Source organism: Kitasatospora sp. NPDC054795 (assembly GCF_053611565.1).
This window is the reverse complement of record NZ_JBSHAP010000039.1, coordinates 36,374-55,360: the sequence shown is the minus strand read 5'-3', so window position 1 is coordinate 55,360 and position 18,987 is coordinate 36,374. Positions and strand designations below refer to the sequence as shown.

The window sequence follows — 18,987 nt, the reverse complement described above, 5'->3', positions numbered from 1 at the left end:
GTCCCTGACCGCAAGCCAGATCGGGGGACGGCTTCTTGCCCGCTGGACCCATGTCGTCATCGACCCTTCCTGTCACGACGGGCGGCGCCGCACTGGGCAAAGGCCGGCAACGGTCGCGGCCGTGCGCCCAGGAGAAATGCGCACCATGCGTTCGTACACAACCAAGCTGACCTTCGCCGCGCTCGCGGCGGCTACCGCCCTGTCGCTCGCGGCCTGCGGGCCGGACAACGCCGACCCGGCCGCCCCGGCGGGCGGCTCGACCGGCGCCGCTCCGGCCCCGACCAGCGGCGCTCCGGGCGCCGCCACCGGGGGTGCCGCCACCGGGGGCACCCCGACCGGCGGCGCGGCCGGCGGTTCGACCGCGGCCCCGTCGGGTGCGGCGTCCGGCGGCGCGGGCACCGCCGGTGCGGCGGGCGGCGGCGCCGCCGGCGGAGCCGTCCCGGCGGCCGCCAGCAGCGTGAAGGTCGGCCAGAGCGCCACCGTGGACTTCGCCGACAAGACCTCCAAGGTCGCCACCAAGCTGGAGATCACCGTCACCGGCGTCGAGGTCGGCTCGGTGCAGGACTTCACCGCCGCCAAGATCAGCATCGTCGGCCTGGAAGGCCGCACCCCGGTGTACGTGAGCTACACCATCAAGAACGTCGGGGACGCCAGCCTCTCCTTCACCGCCCCGGACTCGAAGTTCGTCGTCTTCGACACCGCGGGCAAGAAGGGGCTCAACGTCATGACCGCCGCCACCCCGCTGCCCAAGTGCACCGGCGCGAAGTTCCAGGGCGTGACCAAGGGCGCCGAGGCCAAGGGCTGCACCATCATCTCCATCCCCGGGAACACCCCGGCCGCGGTCGGCTACACCGACCTGGCCGACCCGCTGAAGCTCCAGGCCTCCTGGGCCAAGTGACGCCCGGTCACCGCTGAACACGCGGACGGCCCCCGCCACCTTCGACAGGTGACGGGGGCCGTCCGACAGGGGCCCTGGAGACAGGCCTCAGGACTCCGAGGCTCAGTTGTCCTCGTCGTCGTCGCCCTCGATGGCGGCCTGGCGGCCGCTGGAGAGCGCCTCGAAGGCGAGGAACTCGGACTCGGCCGCGTCCCGGCCCTTCTGCTTCTCGCGGCGGCGGTCGACCGCCGGGCGCGGGTTCTCGAAGCGGTGGTCCTCACCGCGACGGCCGAGCATCTCGGCACCGGCGGCCATGGTCGGCTCCCAGTCGAAGACGACGGCGTTCTCCTCGGGGCCGATGACGACGGTGTCGCCCTCGTGCGCCCCGATCTTCCACAGCTCCTGCTCGATCCCGAGGCGGGCCAGCCGGTCGGCGAGGTAGCCGACGGCCTCGTCGTTGCTGAAGTCGGTCTGGCGGACCCAGCGCTCCGGCTTGACGCCGCGGATGTGGTACGCGCCGTCCTCCTCGGTGATGGTGAAGCCGGCGTCGTCGACGGCCTTGGGCCGCAGCACGATCCGGGTCGACTCCTCGGCCGGCTTGGCGGCACGCGCCTCGGCGACGATCCCGGCCACGGCGAAGCTCAGCTCGCGCAGGCCCTTGCGGGAGGCGGCGGAGACCTCGAACACCCGGTAGCCGCGCTCCTCCAGGGAGGCGCGGGTCAGGTCGGCGATGTCCTGGCCGTCCGGGACGTCCACCTTGTTGAGCGCGACCAGGCGCGGGCGGTCGTCCAGGCCGCCGTACTCGGCGAGCTCGGCCTCGATGGTCTCCAGGTCGGTCAGCGGGTCGCGGCCGGGCTCCAGGGTGGCGCAGTCCAGCACGTGCACCAGCACCGAACAGCGCTCCACGTGGCGCAGGAACTCCAGGCCCAGGCCGCGGCCCTGGCTGGCGCCCGGGATCAGGCCGGGCACGTCGGCGATGGTGTAGACGGTGTCGCCCGCGGTGACCACCCCGAGGTTGGGGATCAGGGTGGTGAACGGGTAGTCCGCGATCTTCGGCTTGGCGGCGGAGAGCACCGAGATCAGCGAGGACTTGCCCGCGCTCGGGTAGCCGACCAGGGCCACGTCGGCGACGGACTTGAGCTCCATGACGATGTCACGGGCCTCACCGGGCTCGCCGAGCAGCGCGAAGCCGGGCGCCTTGCGGCGGGCCGAGGCCAGCGCGGCGTTGCCGAGGCCGCCGCGGCCGCCCTGGGCGGCGACGAAGCTGGTGCCGTGCCCGACCAGGTCGGCCAGCACGTTGCCGTTGCGGTCCAGCACCACGGTGCCGTCCGGCACCAGCAGGACGAGGTCCTCGCCGAGCGCGCCGGTGCGGTTGCCGCCCGCGCCCGGCTTGCCGTTGGTGGCCTTGCGCTTGGGCGAGTGGTGGTACTCCAGCAGGGTGGTGACCTGCGAGTCCACGGTGAGGATGACGCTGCCGCCCTCACCGCCGTTGCCGCCGTCCGGGCCGCCGAGCGGCTTGAACTTCTCGCGGTGCACGGAGGCGCAGCCGTGGCCCCCGTTACCCGCGGCGACATGAAGTTCGACGCGGTCCACGAAGGTGGTCATGGGTGTGCCTCCAGTGCGCGAGAGTCTGCTTACTACCTGCGTAAAGCGTGAAGGGTGGACCGGAGAATTCCGGCCCACCCTTCACTGTGAGTCTTGTCCGACCCGGTGGGTCTTCTCAGACTCGGGAGTCCGCGGGGACTCAGGCCTCGACGGCCACGATGTTGACGACCTTGCGGCCACGACGGGTGCCGAACTGCACCGCACCGGCGGTCAGCGCGAACAGGGTGTCGTCGCCACCGCGACCGACACCGGCACCCGGGTGGAAGTGGGTGCCGCGCTGGCGGACGAGGATCTCGCCGGCGGAGACGACCTGGCCACCGAAGCGCTTCACGCCGAGGCGCTGGGCGTTCGAGTCACGGCCGTTACGAGTAGAGCTTGCGCCCTTCTTGTGTGCCATTTTTCGCTATCCCCTTACTTGCTGACCGAGTCGATGCTCGTGATGCGCACCGCGGTGTGCTGCTGACGGTGACCCTGGCGACGGCGGTAGCCGGTCTTGTTCTTGTAACGCAGGATGACGATCTTGTCACCCTTGGTCTGGTCGACCACCTCGGCGTGAGCCTTCACGCCGGCCAGGACCCACGGGTCGGAGGTGACAGCGTCACCGTCGACGACGAGGATGGTCGAGAGCTCGACCGAGTCACCCGGCTTGGCCTCGATACGGTCGATCTCCAGCACGTCGCCCACGGCGACCTTGTGCTGGCGGCCGCCTGCGCGAACGATCGCGTACATGCGGTACCTGCTTTCCTTGCTCGGTCGGAACCCCCGACGCCAGCCACCTGGGTACGGACACAGGAGCCTCTCCCCGGCCCTCCGCGCGAACGCGGCGACCCGGGAAGGTGATGTGCTCGGGAGCATGGCGTAGACACGCCGATGGTCAAGAATACGGACCGGCCGCCCGGGGGGCAAACCGGCCCGTACGACCCGGGGCGGGATCACTCCCGCCCCGGGCGTGGGCACTACTCGGACGCCGTATCACCCTCGGCGGCCGCGGCCTTCTTGGCCGCCGCGCTCGTCCGCTTGGTGGCGGTCTTGCGGGCGGTGGTCTTCTTGGCCGCCGTGGTGGTCTTCTTGGCGGCGGTCTTCTTCGCGGCGGTCTTGCGGGCGGCCCGCTTCTTCGGCGCCGGCGCCTCCTCGGCCGGAGCCTCGTCGGCCTCGCCGGCCTCGCCGGCCTCGGCGGTCTCCGTGGCCTCCGCGGCCTCCGTGGCCTCGGGAGCCTCGGCGACGACCGCGGCCTCCGCGACCACGACCGGCTCACCCGGCGCCTCGGCGACGGCCTCGGCGGCGGCCTCCGCGACCGCCGGGGCGGCGGCCTCCAGGGCCGCCTCCAGCGCCGCCTCGGCCTTGGCCTGGAGCACCACGATCTCGGCGGTGTCCGGGGAACCCGCCGGAGCGGTCGCCTTGCGCACCGCGCGGCGACGCGGACGGCCCGCCGGAGCGGCGGCCGGGGCCTCGGCCACGGGGGCCTCGACGCCCGGCGCGGCCACCTCGGCCGGAGCCTCGACGCCCGGGACCTCCAGGGCCAGCTGGCCCTCGATCTCCTCGCGCACCGGCTCGGCGAACTCCTCCGCCGACTCGGACAGGATGGTCACCACGGGCTCGACGGCCTGCGGCTCCTCGTGGCCCGCGCCGCCCTTGCCGCGGCGACGGCGCTTGCCGCCGCCCGCACCGGCCTCGCCCGCCGCCACGGGGGCGTGGACGTGGGCACTCGGCTGCTCCATGTGGACGATCACGCCGCGGCCGTTGCAGTGCACGCACGGCTCGGAGAAGGACTCCAGCAGGCCCTGGCCGACCCGCTTGCGGGTCATCTGGACCAGGCCCAGCGAGGTGACCTCGGCCACCTGGTGCTTGGTCCGGTCCCGGCCCAGGCACTCCAGCAGGCGGCGCAGCACCAGGTCGCGGTTGGACTCCAGCACCATGTCGATGAAGTCGATCACGATGATGCCGCCGAGGTCGCGCAGCCGCAGCTGGCGCACGATCTCCTCGGCCGCCTCGATGTTGTTCCGGGTGACCGTCTCCTCCAGGTTGCCGCCCTGGCCGACGAACTTCCCGGTGTTGACGTCGATGACGACCATCGCCTCGGTGCGGTCGATCACCAGCGAACCGCCGCTCGGCAGCCAGACCTTGCGGTCCAGCGCCTTCATCAGCTGCTCGTCGATCCGGTAGGTGGCGAACACGTCCACCTCGGAGGTCCAGCGCTGGAGCCGCTCGGCGAGGTCCGGGGCCACGTTGGAGACGTACTCGTGGATGGTCTTCCACGCCTCGTCGCCGGAGACGATGACCTTGCTGAAGTCCTCGTTGAAGATGTCGCGGACGACCCGGACGGTCATGTCCGGCTCGCCGTACAGCAGCGCCGGGGCGTTGCCGGTCGCGGCCTTCTTCTGGATGTCCTCCCACTGCTGCTGGAGGCGCTGGACGTCGCGGGTCAGCTCCTCCTCGGAGGCGCCCTCGGCGGCGGTGCGCACGATGACGCCCGCGTCGTCCGGGACGATCTTCTTGAGGATCTGCTTCAGCCGGGCTCGCTCGTTCTCCGGGAGCTTGCGCGAGATGCCCGTCATCGAGCCCTCGGGCACGTACACCAGGTAGCGGCCGGGCAGCGAGATCTGGCTGGTCAGGCGGGCGCCCTTGTGGCCGATCGGGTCCTTGGAGACCTGCACCAGCACGGACTGGCCGGACTTCAGCACCGACTCGATCCGGCGCGGGCCGCCGTGGCCGCCCAGCGCGCCGAAGTTGACCTCACCGGCGTACAGCACCGCGTTGCGGCCCTTGCCGATGTCGACGAAGGCGGCCTCCATCGACGGCAGCACGTTCTGGACCTTGCCCAGGTAGACGTTGCCGACGTACGAGGTGGCCTGCTCCTTGTTGACGTAGTGCTCGACCAGCACGCCGTCCTCGAGGACGCCGATCTGGGTGCGCTGGCCGCTCTGGCGCACCACCATGACGCGCTCGACCGACTCGCGGCGGGCCAGGAACTCGGCCTCGGTGATGATCGGCACCCGGCGGCGGCCCAGCTCGCGGCCCTCGCGGCGGCGCTGCTTCTTGGCCTCCAGACGGGTCGAGCCCTTGATGGACTGCACCTCGTCCGGGTCGAAGGACGGCTCGGTGGAGCGGCGGCGCGGCTCGCGCACCTTCACCACCGTGCGGACGCCGTCCTCGGTGGTCTCGGCGGCCTCGACGGCGCCGGCCTCACCGCTGCGGCGACGGCGGCGACGGCGGCGGCGCGACGAGGACAGGCCGGCGGCCAGGTCGTCGTCCTCGTCGCCCTCGTCCTCGGCGACGGCCTCGGCCGACTCCTCGGCGACGGGCTGCTCGGCCTCGACGGCCTCGGCGGCCTCGAACTCCTCGGCCTCGCCACGACGGCGGCGGCGGCCACCCCGGCGGCGACGGCGCGACGGACGGCCGTCCTCCTCCCACTCGCCCTCGGTCTCCGGACCGGCGACGGGGGCCTCCACGGCGGGCGCCTCGGCGACCGGGGCCTCGACGACCGGCGCGGCCTCGACCGGGGCCTTCACGGGGGCCTTCGCCGGCGCCTTCGCCTGGGCCTTCGCCTGGGCGGCCGACTTGCGACGGGTCGGCTCGACCCGGGTACGGACCCGGCGGCGACGGCCGACACCGCTGTACTCGAACTCCTCGTCCTCCTCCGTGCGCTCGGCCACGGCCGGGGCCTCGGCCTGCACCGGGGCGGCGACGGGCTGCTGCGGCGCGGCCGCGGTGGCCGGCGCGGACGGCGCGACGAAGGGGGCCGGCTCCTGGAACACCGGCGCCTGGAAGACCGCGGTGGCCGGGCGCACAGCGCGGCGGCGCACCCGGTGGTGCGGCTCGGCGGGGGCCTCGGGGGCGGCGGCCTCGACGGCCTCCTCCTCGGGCTCCTCCGCGACGGCGGGCTCCTCGGCCTGCGGCGCCTCGGCGACGGGCTCCGCCACCGGGGCCTCGACGACCGGCGCGGCCTCGACCACGCGACGGCGGCGGGGGCGGCGGGCCGGAGCGGCCGGGGCCTCCTCGGCCACCGGCTCGGCGGCGGGGGCCTCGGGGGCGGCAGCCTCGACGACCGGCGTCTCGACGACCGGCGTCTCGGCCTCGGTCGTGGGAGCACCGGCGGGCGCCTCGGCGCGCTTGCGGGTGCGCCGGGCCCGGGCGGGCTTCTCGGCGACGGGCTCGGCAACGGGCTCGGCGACCTCGGCGACCTCGGTCTTCTCCGCCTTCTCGGTCTTGCCCGCCTTGGTGGCCCTGGTGGCCCTGGTGGCCTTCGCGGGCTTCTCGGCGGCGGGCTCGGCCGCCGGGGCCTGCGCCGCCTCCGGTGCGGTCACCACGATCGGGGTGGCCTCCGGCGCCCCGGCCGGGGCCTCGGCGCGCTTGCGGGTCCGGCGGGCCCGGACCGGCTTCTCGGCGGCGGGCTCGGCCGCCGGCTCGACGGCCGGAGCCGGGGTGGCAGCGGCGGTCGGCGCCTCGGCCGGCAGTACCGTCTCGGCCGCCTCGGCGGCCGCGCCCTGCGGGGTGCCCGCCGGGCGGGACACCGCGCGGCGACGACGGCGCGGCGGCGCGGCGGACGCGCCCTCGCCACCGGTCGCGGCGGTTTCGTTCTGGTCCGTGGCCGCAGTCTGCTGCGGATCGGTGTTATCGAGCATGCGGGTGGATCTCCCGTCAGGCCCCCGGGCTCCACATCCGGGCACGGCACGGCACCGCTGGGCGGCCGGCATCGCGACGATGCCCGGACCGGACCCTTTTGACGGTGCCGCCGCGCGGACGCGACGCCGCACAGGGGCTCGTAGTCTCGCTCGGCGCCCCGCGCTCGGCGGGGTGTCGAAAGTCTTCTGGTTCTGACCAGTCTTCTGAGGTTTTCCCAAGCTGCGCCGTCCCCCAACCCCGGGTGGCTCCCGGACGGGGTCCCGGGCCGGCCGACCTTCCTGGCCGGCAGGCCCCGGGTGGCAGGCCTGTGCTGCGACGACGCTCGCTCCCCTGGGGAGCCGCGGGAACCCTGGAGGACCGTCGGGCCCAGTGAGGCACTGGGCCCGGCCTCCCCCCGCTAGGCGGACGCGGTAGCGTGCGGCCCCACGGCCGGCTCCGAGCCGGCCGGGGCCGCCGCGCGGTCGAGCGCCAGCGGGTCGGTCACCGTGCCGGTCTCCTCGTCGAGCGGCCCCTGCGCCAGCCTGGTCACCTCTGCGGGGACCGGCGGCGCCAGGTCGGCCGTCGCACGGAGACCGGACAATACGTCGTCGGGTCGTACGGCGGGTGTGGCGTGTCGTACTACCAGGCGCAGTATCGCACAGGGACGGCCGGTCCGAACATCGCGGTCCGTTCCGGGCCCGGCGTCCGCACCGGCCTCGACCTGGGCCGGGACGGCTTCCAGCGCCGCCACCGCGCCCCGCGCGTCGAAGACCCGCAGGCCGTTCTTGGTGCGGCGCTCGACCTCGACCCGCTCGGCGGCGAGGAAGCGCGCGACCGCCTCGGCGGCCACGTCGGGCTCCACGCCGTCCAGTCGGAGCAGCCACTCGGAGGCCTCCAGGCGCTCCACGAAGTTCGGCGTCCGGACCTCGACCGCGTCGATCACGTCCAGGCCGGCCGGCAGCGACTCGTCCAGCTGCGCCCGCAGCTGCTCGGGGTCGCGGACCGCGGCCAGGCCGATCTCCAGGTACTCCGCCTCGCTCGCCACCCCGGTCGGGGCCGCGTTGGCGTAGGAGACCTTCGGGTGCGGGGTGAAGCCGGCCGAGTAGGCCATCGGAACGGCGGACCGGCGCAGGGCGCGCTCGAAGGCGCGCTGGAAGTCGCGGTGGCTGGTGAAGCGGAGCCGGCCGCGCTTGGTGTAGCGGAGACGAATCCGCTGCACCGTCGGCGCGGGCGGCGGACCGTCGGGCGTACGGCGTGCCAGGGTCGCTCAGTCCTTAGTCAGTTGTCCCCGTCCGGTGCGGCGTCTTCCCGCCACTGTCCGGACTCTGTCACCTCAAAGGGTACGCGCCCCGCGCTCCCCCTCGCTCCGCCCCTGGTCAGCCTCCGCTCCACCGCACGCCGCGACCCCCGGCCGGAACGTTCCGGCCGGGGGTCGCGGGAGGGGGGACGCGCTACTTGTTGACCACCGTCAGGGGGAGCATCTTCTTGCCGGTGGGGCCGATCTGGATATCGAGGCCGAGCTGGGGGCACACGCCGCAGTCGAAGCACGGGGTCCAGCGGCAGTCGTCGACCTCGACCTCCTCCAGGGCGTCCTGCCAGTCCTCCCAGAGCCAGTCCTTGTCGAGGCCGCTGTCCAGGTGGTCCCAGGGCAGCACCTCCTCGTAGGTGCGCTCGCGGGTGGTGTACCAGTCGACGTCGACGCCGGTGCCGGACAGGCCCTTGTCGGCGCAGGCCATCCAGCGGTCGTACGAGAAGTACTCGCGCCAGCCGTCGAAGCGGCCGCCGTCCTCGTAGACCGCGCGGATGATCGCGCCGACCCGGCGGTCGCCGCGGGAGAGCAGGCCCTCGACGATGCCCGGCTTGCCGTCGTGGTAGCGGTAGCCGATGTTCTTGCCGTACTTGCGGTCGCCGCGGATCGAGTCGCGCAGCTTGGCCAGGCGGGCGTCGGTGTCCTCGGCGGACAGCTGCGGGGCCCACTGGAACGGGGTGTGCGGCTTGGGCACGAACCCGCCGATGGAGACGGTGCAGCGGATGTCGTTCTGGCCGGTGACCTCGCGGCCCTTCTGGATGACGTTCTTCGCCATCTCGCCGATCTGGAGCACGTCCTCGTCGGTCTCGGTCGGCAGGCCGCACATGAAGTACAGCTTCACCTGGCGCCAGCCGTTGCCGTACGCGGTGGCGACGGTGCGGATCAGGTCCTCCTCCGACACCATCTTGTTGATCACCTTGCGCATGCGCTCGCTGCCGCCCTCGGGGGCGAAGGTGAGGCCCGAGCGGCGCCCGTTGCGGGACAGCTCGTTGGCGAGGTCGATGTTGAAGGCGTCGACGCGGGTGGACGGCAGCGACAGGCCGATCTTGTCCTCGGTGTAGCGGTCCGCCAGGCCCTTGGCGATGTCGCCGATCTCGGTGTGGTCGGCGCTGGACAGCGACAGCAGGCCGACCTCCTCGAAGCCGGTCGCCTTCAGCCCGCGCTCCACCATCTCGCCGATGCCGGTGATGCTTCGCTCCCGCACGGGGCGCGTGATCATGCCGGCCTGGCAGAAGCGGCAGCCGCGGGTGCAGCCGCGGAAGATCTCCACGGACATCCGCTCGTGCACCGTCTCCGCGAGCGGGACGAGCGGCTGCTTCGGGTACGGCCACTCGTCGAGGTCCATCACGGTGTGCTTGGACACCCGCCACGGCACGCCCGGGGCGTTCGGCACGACGCGGCCGATCCGGCCGTCGGCCAGGTACTCCACGTCGTAGAACTTCGGGACGTACACCCCGCCGGTGCGGGCCAGGCGCAGCAGCAGCTCGTCCCGGCCGCCCGGGCGGCCCTCGGCCTTCCAGGCGCGGATGATCTCCGTGATGTCGAGGACGGCCTGCTCGCCGTCGCCGACCACGGCGCAGTCGATGAAGTCGGCGATCGGCTCCGGGTTGAAGGCCGCGTGGCCGCCGGCCAGGACGATCGGGTCCTCGTCGGTGCGGGCCGCGGCCTCCAGCGGGATACCGGCCAGGTCGAGCGCCGTGAGCATGTTGGTGTAGCCGAGCTCGGTGGAGAACGACAGCCCGAACACGTCGAAGGCCTTCACCGGGCGGTGGGCGTCCACGGTGAACTGGGGGACGTCGTGCTCGCGCATCAGCGCCTCGAGGTCCGGCCAGACGCTGTAGGTGCGCTCGGCGAGCACGCCCTCGCGCTCGTTCAGCACCTCGTAGAGGATCATGACGCCCTGGTTGGGCAGGCCGACCTCGTAGGCGTCGGGGTACATCAGTGCCCAACGGACGTCGCAGGCGTCCCAGTCCTTGACGGTCGAGTTGAGCTCGCCGCCGACGTACTGGATCGGCTTCTGGACGTGCGGGAGGAGGGCCTCCAGGCGTGGGAAGACCGATTCGACAGTCATGTACTAGGAACCCTTACGACGTGATTCGGTGCCGCTGGCCGGCACGGGAGGGGTGACCCTCAAGGGTAGCCCAATCCGGGGAACGGGCCGTCTGCCCCGGATCACGGGCCCCGCGCGCTCCGGCGCCTCCCGGACGGCCGGTGTCCGCCCGTGCCCGCCGCCGCCCGCCGGCACCCGCCGGTGCCCGCCCCGGCACGCGCAGTGCGCGCCCGCCGGCCGGTGCCGTCCGCCGTTGACACGCCCGGAAGGGCCGTGCGGTACTGACAGGGCTCCGCCAAAGAGATCTGCCCCCCTTCCGGACAAGGAAGTTGAGTCGTACGCTCGGCCCTCTCGGTTTTCCGGCCGACGCGGCCCTCCCTCACCACGGGCCGCTCCGGCACGGCCCTGTCCGCCCCCGCCAGGCCCCGCCCCGGCTCCGCTCGGCCCCCGTCCCGGCCCGCGCGGTGCCCCCGCCCCGTTCCCGCCCCCGTCCCCCGCCCGCACGCCGTGCCCGGCGGCGCATCCGCACGCCCGCGCCCCGGCGGCCGTACGACCGGCGCTAGGAGAACCATGACCGACACCGGTCGGCGGATCCGCCCCCTCCGGCCCCTCGACAACCGGCCGGCCCGCTACCCCACGCCCGCCCAGGCCGAGTCCGCCGCCCGCCGGCTCGCCCTGCGGCACCCGGACCGCTGCCGGCTGCGCGAGGTGGGCCGCTCCCGGGCCGGACGCCCGCTGATGCTGCTCTCCGTGGACCGCGGGCCGCGCGCGGTGCTGGTGGTCGGCGGCCCGCACCCCAACGAGCCGATCGGCACCGCCGGGACCGTCCGGCTCGCCGAGGTGCTGCTGGACCGGCCCGCCTGCCCCGGCGTCTCCTGGCACCTGCTGCTCTGCCTCGACCCGGACGGTGCCGCGCTCAACGCCGGCTGGCTGGACGGCCCGCTCACCATGCGGCGCCACTACGAGCACTTCTTCCGCCCCTCCTTCGAGGAGCAGCCCGAACTGCTGCCCGCCCCCGGCTCCGGCCGCCCGCCGATGCCGGAGAGCCTGGCGCTGACCGGCCTGATCGACGAGCTGCGCCCCTTCCTCCAGTGCTCGCTGCACGGGGTGGACTTCGGCGGCGCGTTCGTCCAGCTCACCCGCCCGGTCCGGGGCCTGGCCCGGCGCTTCGCCCGCTCCGCGGAACGGGCCGGCGTCCCGCTCGACGTGGACTCCTACGACGCGATCGGCTGGGCCAGCCCGGACCCGGGCACCTATCTGATGCCGGCCCCGGGCACCGGGGGTTCCCGGGCCCTGCCGGACGAGCCCGAGCTGTCCACCTGGTCGTACGCGGCCCGGTACGGCGCGGTCAGCGCGGTGCTGGAGGTCCCGATGTGGGCCGTCGACGCGGTCGGCGACGCCCGTCCCCACCCGGCCGGGGCGCAGAACCTCGCCGCGGCCGCCCGCGACCTCACCGCGCGCGCCGAGGAGCTCGCCGCCCTGCTCCCGGGCGTCGCCGCGCACCAGTACGAGGCTTACGGCCACGAGGCGTTCGGCCCGCTGCTGCGCACCGTCGAGCTCAGCCTGGCGGCCGCCCCGCGGGTGGCCGAGGAGTGGCTGGAGCGCTGGGGCTCCGAGCCGCTCACCGCCTCCCGGGTGACCACCGCCGGCCTGGTCGCGGCCCGGGTGCCGCTGCGGGTCGCGTCGGTCCTGCTGCGGCTGCTCGCCGACGCCCGGGACCCCGCCGCCGAGGCCGCCCGGGACCGTGCCCGCGCCGTCGTCACCGACAGCCTCGACCGGCTGCGCCACCGCTTCGGCGCCCGCTGGGTCCCCGTCCAGGAGCAACTCGCCCACCAGACGCGGGCCGTCCTCACCACCGCCGACTGCCTGCTCCAGGACGCCCGGCCCGGTTGCGCCGGCCCGGTTCCGCCGGGCGGCCTCGCGCAGGGCGGCGGTACGCGGAACCCGCACCGCGGAATCCGCGTGCCCGGCGCGGGTGTTGGGGCGGGTGACGGGATGTGGGCGGCGGTGGCGGTGGAGGGTGGGGCGGGTGGCGGGGAATTCGGGGGAGGCCGGGGGACGCTCGGTGGCCGGGCGGGTGTTCTCGGTGCTGGAGGCGTTCGACGGGGAGCGGGAGTCGCTGCGGCTGGCCGAGATCGCGCGGCAGACCGGGCTGCCGGCGCCGACGGCGCTGCGGATGGTGCGTGAGCTGGTCGCCTGGGGCGCGCTGGAGCGGCAGCGGGACGGCGGGTACCGGCTGGGGCGGCGGCTGTGGGCGCTGGGGGCGTTGGCGCCGTGCCTGCGCCGCATCCGGGAGCTGGCGCAGCCGGCCCTGCGGGAGCTGCACGAGCGGACCGGGCAGACCGCGCTGGTGGCGGCGCTGGACGGCCGTTCGGCGCTGCTGCTGGACCGGCTGCCGAGTGCGGCGGCGCAGTCCTCGCCGTTCCAGGTGCGGGTGGGCGGGCGGATGGACCTGCACGCCACGGCGGTGGGCCGGGTGCTGCTGGCGCACGCGCCGGAGGCGCTGGTGCGGGAGGTGGCGGCGGGTCTGTCGGCGGCGGGCGCGCGGCACACCCGGTACACGGTGGTGGCGCCGGGCCGGCTGGGCCGGGAGCTGGCGGCGGTGCGGCGCGGGGGTGTGGGGTACGCGCGCCGGGAGATGCAGCCGGCGTACGGGGCGGTGGCGGTGCCGGTGTTCCATCCGGACGGTTCACTGCTGGCCGCGCTGGGACTGGTGGTGGCCTCGCCGGTGGATCCGGCCCGGTACGAGGGGCGGTTGCGCGAGGCGGGGGGGCTGATGGCGGCCGAGGTCGCGCGTTCGGTGGCCGCGGAGGGGGCGCACCCCGCCGGGTGACACGCCCCCGGAGGGGGTCTTCCCCCGGGTGACGCGCCCCGTCGGACGGCGTCTTCCACTGGGTGGAACGCCGCGGTGGCCAGGAACCGCCGGTAGCGGGCACCCTGGTGCGCGAAACGGGCGAACGCGCAGGCATCGGAGGCCGCAGTGCACAGCAGCGGTGGCAGGACACCGGCCGCGCGGGGCCTCGCCCCGTCGGCGGGTGGTCCGGGCAGCCGTGGCCGATGTCGCGCCCTCGACCGCGCCCGTGGCACCGGTGTGCCCGGCGCCCCCTGCCGCTCCTCGGCCCGCCGCACCTCGGCCTGACGCCCGGGCGAGGCCCGGCAGCGGATCCGACGCGGGATCCGATGCAGGATCCGCCCCTCCTCTCTCTCCTCTCCCCCTTCCCCCGCCGTGCGCGCCCGCGCCCGGCGGCGGTCCCGTACGCCCTCCACCGGCACCACCAAGGAGTCACCCATGCCCAGCAGACCCGTGCCCGCCGCCCGGCGCGTCCGCCGTCCGTTCACCGTCCCCTCGTCCGTGCCCGCCGCCGGTCTGGCGGCCGTCCTGCTCGCCGGCTGCTCCTCGGCGGGCCCGGCCGGGCCGGGGGCGGGCGCCGAGGGGGCCCCGGTGCGCGGCGGCACCCTGAAGTACGCGGTGGCGGTCGGCACGTCCTGCCTGGACCCGCACGTCAGCCCCGGCGACGTGACGGCGGTGATCCAGCGCAACGTCTTCGACTCGCTGGTGTACCTGGACGACAAGGGCGCCTTCCACCCGTGGCTGGCGAAGTCCTGGCAGATCTCGCCGGACGCCCGGACGTACACCTTCCAGCTGCGCGAGGGCGTCACCTTCCACGACGGCACGGTCTTCGACGCGGCCGCGGTGAAGGCCAACCTGGACCACGTCAAGGACCCGAGGACCAAGTCGCTGTACGCGGCCAGCCTGCTCGGCCCGTACACCGGGACGGAGGTGGTGGACCCGCACACCGTCCGGGTGTCCTTCGCCGAGCCGTACGTGCCGTTCCTGCAGGCGGTCGCCACCCCCTACCTGGGCATCGCCTCGCCGAAGTCGCTGGCGGAGAAGGCGGACCAGCTGTGCGCGGGCGGCGAGAACTCGGTGGGCACCGGGCCGTTCAAGGAGACCGAGTACGTCAAGAACGACCACGTCGAGTTCAAGCGCAACGACGCCTACGCCTGGGCCCCGGAGGGCGCCGCGAACCAGGGCGCGCCGTACCTGGACGGGCTGACGATCCGCTTCCTGCCCGAGGACTCGGTCCGCAGCGGCGCGCTGACCAGCCGCCAGGTGGACGCGGCCACGCTGCCGGTCACGGCGGTGCGCACGGTGCGGGCGGCCACCGGCATCGAGGTGAACCGCACGCAGAACCCCGGCGTGGTCTACTCGCTGTTCCTGAACACCACCCGGGGGGCGCTGCAGGACGAGCGGGTGCGCCGGGCCGTCCAGCGGTCGGTGGACGTGGACGCGCTGGTCAAGAGCATCTACTTCGGCGAGTACGAGCGCGCCTGGAGCCCGCTGAGCCCGACCACCCCGGCGGCGTACGAGGCCGGGCTGAAGGACGCGCTGCCGCACGACCCGGCGGCGGCGGGCCGGCTGCTGGACGAGGCCGGCTGGAGCGCCAGGGACGCGGACGGCTACCGGGTGAAGGACGGCAAGCGGCTGACCCTGCACTGGCCGTACATCGCCTCGCTGGTGCGCGACCAGCGCGACACCCTGGCGGCGGGCATCCAGGCGGACCTGAAGAAGGCCGGGGTCGAGCTGGTCCGCGACTCGATCGACAACGGCACCTACTTCAAGATCTACGCGAGCGGCGACTACGACCTGTGGGACAACTCCTGGGTGCGGGCCGACCCGGCGATCCTGGCGGGCTTCTACCTCTCCTCCAACACCCCGGCGGCCGGCGGCCAGAACGTGTCGCTCAGCAAGGACCCGGAGCTCGACGGCTGGCTGACGGCGGGCGCGGCGACCACCGATCCGGCCGCCCGCAAGGCCGACTACACCAAGGCCGAGCGGTGGGCGGTGGAGCACGGCACGGTGCTGCCGCTGTACGTGACCACCAATCTGATCGGGCACACCCAGCTCGTCCGGGGCCTGGCGTTCGACGCGAACGCGTGGCCGCAGTTCGCCGGTGTCTGGAAGAGCAAGTGACACGGGTCGCGCGCGCGGTGCTGCACCGGCTGGGCGGTGCGGTCCTGGTGCTCTGGGGCGCGGCCACCCTGGGGTTCCTGGCGCTGCACCTGGTGCCCGGCGACCCGGTGTCGACCCTGCTCGGCGGCTCGGTGACCACCGGTTCGGCGGCCGTCCGGGCCGAGATCACCCGGGAGTTCGGGCTGGACCGCCCGCTGTTCGAGCAGTACCTGACCTTCCTGGGCCGGCTGCTGGGCGGCGACCTCGGCCGCTCCTACCAGCAGCAGCAGCCGGTGAGCCGGATCATCGGCGAGCAGCTCGGCCCGACCGCGGGGCTCGCGCTGACGGCGTTCGGGCTGATCCTGGTGTTCGCCCTGGTGTCCGCGGTGACCACGGCCGGGCGGCGGCGGGCGGTGCGCGGCGCGGCCTCCGGGGCGGAGCTGCTGGCGATCTCCACCCCGCCGTTCTGGCTGGGGGTCCTGCTGCTCACGCTGTTCTCCTTCCACCTGCGGCTGTTCCCGGTCGCCGGGGCGGAGGGCTGGCAGTCGCTGGTGCTGCCGGCGGTGACCCTGGCGGTGCCGTTCGGCTCACTGCTCTCGCAGGTGCTGCGGGAGGGGCTGGAGTCGGCGCTGCACGAGCCGTTCGCACTGACCGCCCGTTCACGCGGGATCGGCCCACTGGCGCTGCGCGGCCGGCACGCGCTGCGGCACGCGCTGGTGCCGGCGGTCACGCTGGGCGGCTGGCTGGTGGGCGGGCTGCTGGGCGGGACGGTCCTGGTGGAGACGGTGTTCGCCCGGCCGGGTCTGGGCCGGGTCGCGCTGGACGCGGTCACCGGGCACGACCTGCCGGTGGTGATCGGGCTGATCCTGCTGTCCGCCGCGGTCTACCTGGTGGTGAACACCGCGGTGGACGCGCTCTACCTGCTGATCGACCCCCGGCTGCGCGGCGCCGGCCGGGTGCGGGAGGTGGCGGCATGACCGGCTCCGTCGCCCCCGGCCCCGTCGCCGACGCCGACGCCGCGCCGGCCGCCGGGCCCGCCGCCCGGGCGGTCCGCTCGGGCGGCGGGCGGGCGGCCCGGGTGCGGCCCGGGGTGCTGCTCGCCGCGCTGGTCCTGGCGGCGGCGGTGGTGGCCTGCGCCTGGCCCGCCCTGCTCGCGCACGCCGACCCGACGGCGGCCGACCCGGTCGCCGCGCTCACCCCGCCGGGGGCAGAACACTGGCTGGGCACCGACCAGTTGGGCCGGGACGTGTACGCCCGGGTGGTGCACGGCGCCCGGTACTCGCTGCTGATCGGGCTCGGCGCGACGGCGCTGTCGGTCCTGGCGGGTCTGCTGGTCGGCCTGCCGGCCGCGCTGTCCGGCCGGATCGGCGACCAGGTGGCGATGCGCGCGGTGGACATCCTCCTGGCACTGCCCGAACTGCTGCTCGCGCTGCTGGTGATCGCGGTGGTGGGTCCGGGCACCGGCAACGCGCTGCTGGCCATCGCGATCGCGGCCACTCCCGGGTTCGCCCGGCTGGTGCGCGGGCAGGCGATGGTGGTACGCGGCTCGGAGTACGTGCGTGCCGCGACGGCCCTGGGAGTACCCCGGGCGGCCGTGGTGCTGCGGCACGTGCTGCCGAACACCCTGGGGCCGCTGACGGTGCCCGCCACGCTGGCCGTCGGCACCGCCGTGGTCTCGGGTTCGGCGCTCAGCTTCCTCGGGCTCGGGCCCAAGGCGCCCGCCCCGGAGTGGGGGGCGATGCTCTCCCAGGGGCGCGACTTCCTGTCCACCGCCTGGTGGATCGCGGTGTTCCCGGGGGCCGCCATCACCGCGGTGGTGGTCGCGATCACCGTGCTCGGCCGTCAGTTGCACCGCCGCCTGGAAGGACGGACGTCATGAGCCCGATCGTCGAACTGGAGGGCCTGAGCGTCGAGTTCGGCCATGGCAGGCAGCGGACCGCGGCGGTGGCCGGGGTGTCGCTGTCGCTGTCGGCGGGCGAGTGCCTGGCGCTGGTCGGGGAGTCCGGCTCGGGCAAGAGCGTCACGGCCCGGACGCTGGTCGGACTGACCGCGCCCGGTGCCGCCGTCCGGGCCGAGCGCTTCCTGGTCGAGGGCCGGGACGCCGCCGCCTTCGGCGAGCGGGAGTGGCGCCGGGTGCGCGGGCGCACCGTCGCACTGGTGCTCCAGGACGCGCTGTCCGCGCTGGACCCGCTGCGCCGGGTGGGCACCGAGGTGGGCGAGCCCCTGCTCGCCCACCGGGTACTGCCGAAGGCCGAGGTGCCGGGCCGGGTCGAGGAGCTGCTGCGCGACGTCGGGGTTCCGGAGCCGGCCGAACGGGCCCGGCAGTACCCCCACCAGCTCTCCGGCGGGCTGCGCCAGCGGGCGCTGATCGCCTCCGCGCTGGCGGCGGGGCCGCGGGTGCTGGTCGCGGACGAGCCGACCACCGCGCTGGACGTCACGGTGCAGGCTCAAGTGCTCGATCTGCTCGGCGAGTTGAAGGCCGAGGGGACGGCCCTGCTGCTGATCAGCCACGACCTGGCGGTGGTGGCCCGGCTGGCGGACCGGATCGCGGTGATGAAGGACGGCCGGATCGTGGAGAGCGGACCGGCCGACCGGGTGCTGGGTGCGCCCGAGCACCCGTACACCCGGATGCTGCTGGCGGCCGCGCCCGATCCGGACCGACCGGGGCCGGCCCCGGCGGCCGGCGAGCAGGAACAGGGGCAGGCGCAGAAGCAGGAACAGGACCAGGACCAGGGGCGGGGGCGGGGGCGGGGGCAGGACCGGCTCCTCACCGCCAGGGGCCTGGTGAAGCGCTACCGCACCCCGGACGGCGGCCTGCGGGAGGCGGTCGCCGACGTGTCGTTCGCGCTCGCGCCCGGCGAGACCCTGGGCATCGTCGGCGAGTCCGGCTCCGGCAAGAGCACCACCGCCCAGCTGGTGATGGGCATGCTGACCCCGGACGCCGGAGAGGTGCTGCTGGACGGCCGCCCGTGGAGCGCGCTGCCCGAGCGCGAACGCCGTCCGGCCCGGGCCGCCGTGCAACTGGTCCACCAGGACCCGCTGGCCTCCTTCGATCCGCGCTTCACCGTCCGGCGGATCCTGGCCGAGGCGCTGGCGGTCGCCGGGGTGGCCCGCGGAGCGGCCCGGCGGGAGCGGGCGGTCGGGCTGCTGACCCAGGTGGGCCTCGGCGAGCAGCACCTGGAGCGGCGGCCGCGCTCACTGTCCGGCGGGCAGCGCCAGCGGGTGGCGATCGCCCGGGCGCTGGCCACCGGGCCGCGGCTGCTGGTCTGCGACGAGCCGGTGTCGGCGCTGGACGTCTCGGTGCAGGCGCAGGTGCTGGAGCTGCTGGCCCGGCTGCGGGCCGAGCTGGGCCTGGCGATGCTGTTCATCTCGCACGACCTCGCGGTGGTGCGCCGGGTGAGCGACCGGGTGCTGGTGATGAAGGACGGCCGGGCGGTCGAGTACGGCCCGGCCGAGCGGGTGTTCCGCTCCCCCGAGCACCCGTACACCCGGCAGCTGCTGGCGGCTGTGCCCCGGCTGCCCGCACGGACCGCGGCGGTCTGACGGGCCCCGGCACACGGCGGTGCCCCGGCGGGAACGTCCCGTCGGGG

13 protein-coding genes are annotated in these 18,987 nt (G+C 74.8%); 7 read left to right on the top strand and 6 right to left on the bottom strand.

The window, feature by feature from the left end; all coding sequences use genetic code 11:
* The first annotated feature begins 145 nt into the window (after positions 1–145).
* On the top strand, positions 146–898 hold the full coding sequence (locus tag ACWGJO_RS16430; RefSeq protein WP_452184353.1) for a hypothetical protein: 753 nt from the start codon (positions 146–148) through the stop codon (positions 896–898).
* A 102-nt stretch (positions 899–1,000) separates the two neighbouring features.
* On the opposite strand, the gene obgE is transcribed toward ACWGJO_RS16430, so the two are convergent.
* From obgE to ACWGJO_RS16400, 6 genes are all read right to left on the bottom strand, one after another.
* The gene (gene obgE, locus ACWGJO_RS16425; protein ID WP_452184351.1) at positions 1,001–2,482 is read right to left on the bottom strand and encodes a GTPase ObgE; all 1,482 of its coding nucleotides are present in this window, start codon (positions 2,480–2,482) and stop codon (positions 1,001–1,003) included.
* Between the two features lie 139 nt (positions 2,483–2,621).
* Positions 2,622–2,879: a 50S ribosomal protein L27 gene (rpmA, locus tag ACWGJO_RS16420; protein WP_030309712.1), complete on the bottom strand. Its 258-nt coding sequence runs from the start codon at positions 2,877–2,879 to the stop codon at positions 2,622–2,624.
* 14 nt (positions 2,880–2,893) lie between these two features.
* Positions 2,894–3,211 carry a 50S ribosomal protein L21 gene (rplU, locus tag ACWGJO_RS16415; protein WP_045696828.1) on the bottom strand — a complete coding sequence of 106 codons (318 nt, stop codon included), beginning with the start codon at positions 3,209–3,211 and terminating at the stop codon, positions 2,894–2,896.
* Between the two features lie 227 nt (positions 3,212–3,438).
* Positions 3,439–7,104, bottom strand: a complete 3,666-nt coding sequence (locus ACWGJO_RS16410; RefSeq protein WP_452184349.1) for an Rne/Rng family ribonuclease — start codon at positions 7,102–7,104, stop codon at positions 3,439–3,441.
* Positions 7,105–7,502: 398 nt separating this feature from the next.
* Complete coding sequence (locus ACWGJO_RS16405) at positions 7,503–8,303, bottom strand: TIGR03936 family radical SAM-associated protein (protein ID WP_452184347.1); 801 nt, start codon at positions 8,301–8,303, stop codon at positions 7,503–7,505.
* Positions 8,304–8,535: 232 nt separating this feature from the next.
* Positions 8,536–10,464, bottom strand: a complete 1,929-nt coding sequence (locus ACWGJO_RS16400) for a TIGR03960 family B12-binding radical SAM protein (RefSeq protein WP_452184346.1) — start codon at positions 10,462–10,464, stop codon at positions 8,536–8,538.
* Positions 10,465–11,013: 549 nt separating this feature from the next.
* Here ACWGJO_RS16400 and ACWGJO_RS16395 point away from each other — a divergent pair.
* The 6 genes from ACWGJO_RS16395 to ACWGJO_RS16370 all read left to right on the top strand — a co-directional run bounded on the left by ACWGJO_RS16395 (position 11,014) and on the right by ACWGJO_RS16370 (position 18,940).
* Positions 11,014–12,630 carry a M14 family zinc carboxypeptidase gene (locus tag ACWGJO_RS16395; protein ID WP_452184344.1) on the top strand — a complete coding sequence of 539 codons (1,617 nt, stop codon included), beginning with the start codon at positions 11,014–11,016 and terminating at the stop codon, positions 12,628–12,630.
* Entirely contained in the window at positions 12,530–13,276 is a 747-nt protein-coding gene (locus ACWGJO_RS16390) for an IclR family transcriptional regulator (protein WP_452184342.1), read from the top strand. Before ACWGJO_RS16395 ends, ACWGJO_RS16390 begins: the two co-directional genes overlap by 101 nt.
* A 456-nt stretch (positions 13,277–13,732) precedes the next feature.
* Complete coding sequence (locus tag ACWGJO_RS16385; protein WP_452184340.1) at positions 13,733–15,418, top strand: ABC transporter substrate-binding protein; 1,686 nt, start codon at positions 13,733–13,735, stop codon at positions 15,416–15,418.
* The gene (locus tag ACWGJO_RS16380) at positions 15,415–16,374 is read left to right on the top strand and encodes an ABC transporter permease (protein WP_359908091.1); all 960 of its coding nucleotides are present in this window, start codon (positions 15,415–15,417) and stop codon (positions 16,372–16,374) included. Before ACWGJO_RS16385 ends, ACWGJO_RS16380 begins: the two co-directional genes overlap by 4 nt.
* Complete coding sequence (locus ACWGJO_RS16375; RefSeq protein WP_452184338.1) at positions 16,371–17,276, top strand: ABC transporter permease; 906 nt, start codon at positions 16,371–16,373, stop codon at positions 17,274–17,276. Before ACWGJO_RS16380 ends, ACWGJO_RS16375 begins: the two co-directional genes overlap by 4 nt.
* Positions 17,273–18,940 (top strand): dipeptide ABC transporter ATP-binding protein, encoded by a 1,668-nt coding sequence (locus ACWGJO_RS16370; RefSeq protein WP_452184336.1) that lies wholly within the window; start codon positions 17,273–17,275, stop codon positions 18,938–18,940. Before ACWGJO_RS16375 ends, ACWGJO_RS16370 begins: the two co-directional genes overlap by 4 nt.
* Positions 18,941–18,987 lie beyond the last annotated feature (47 nt).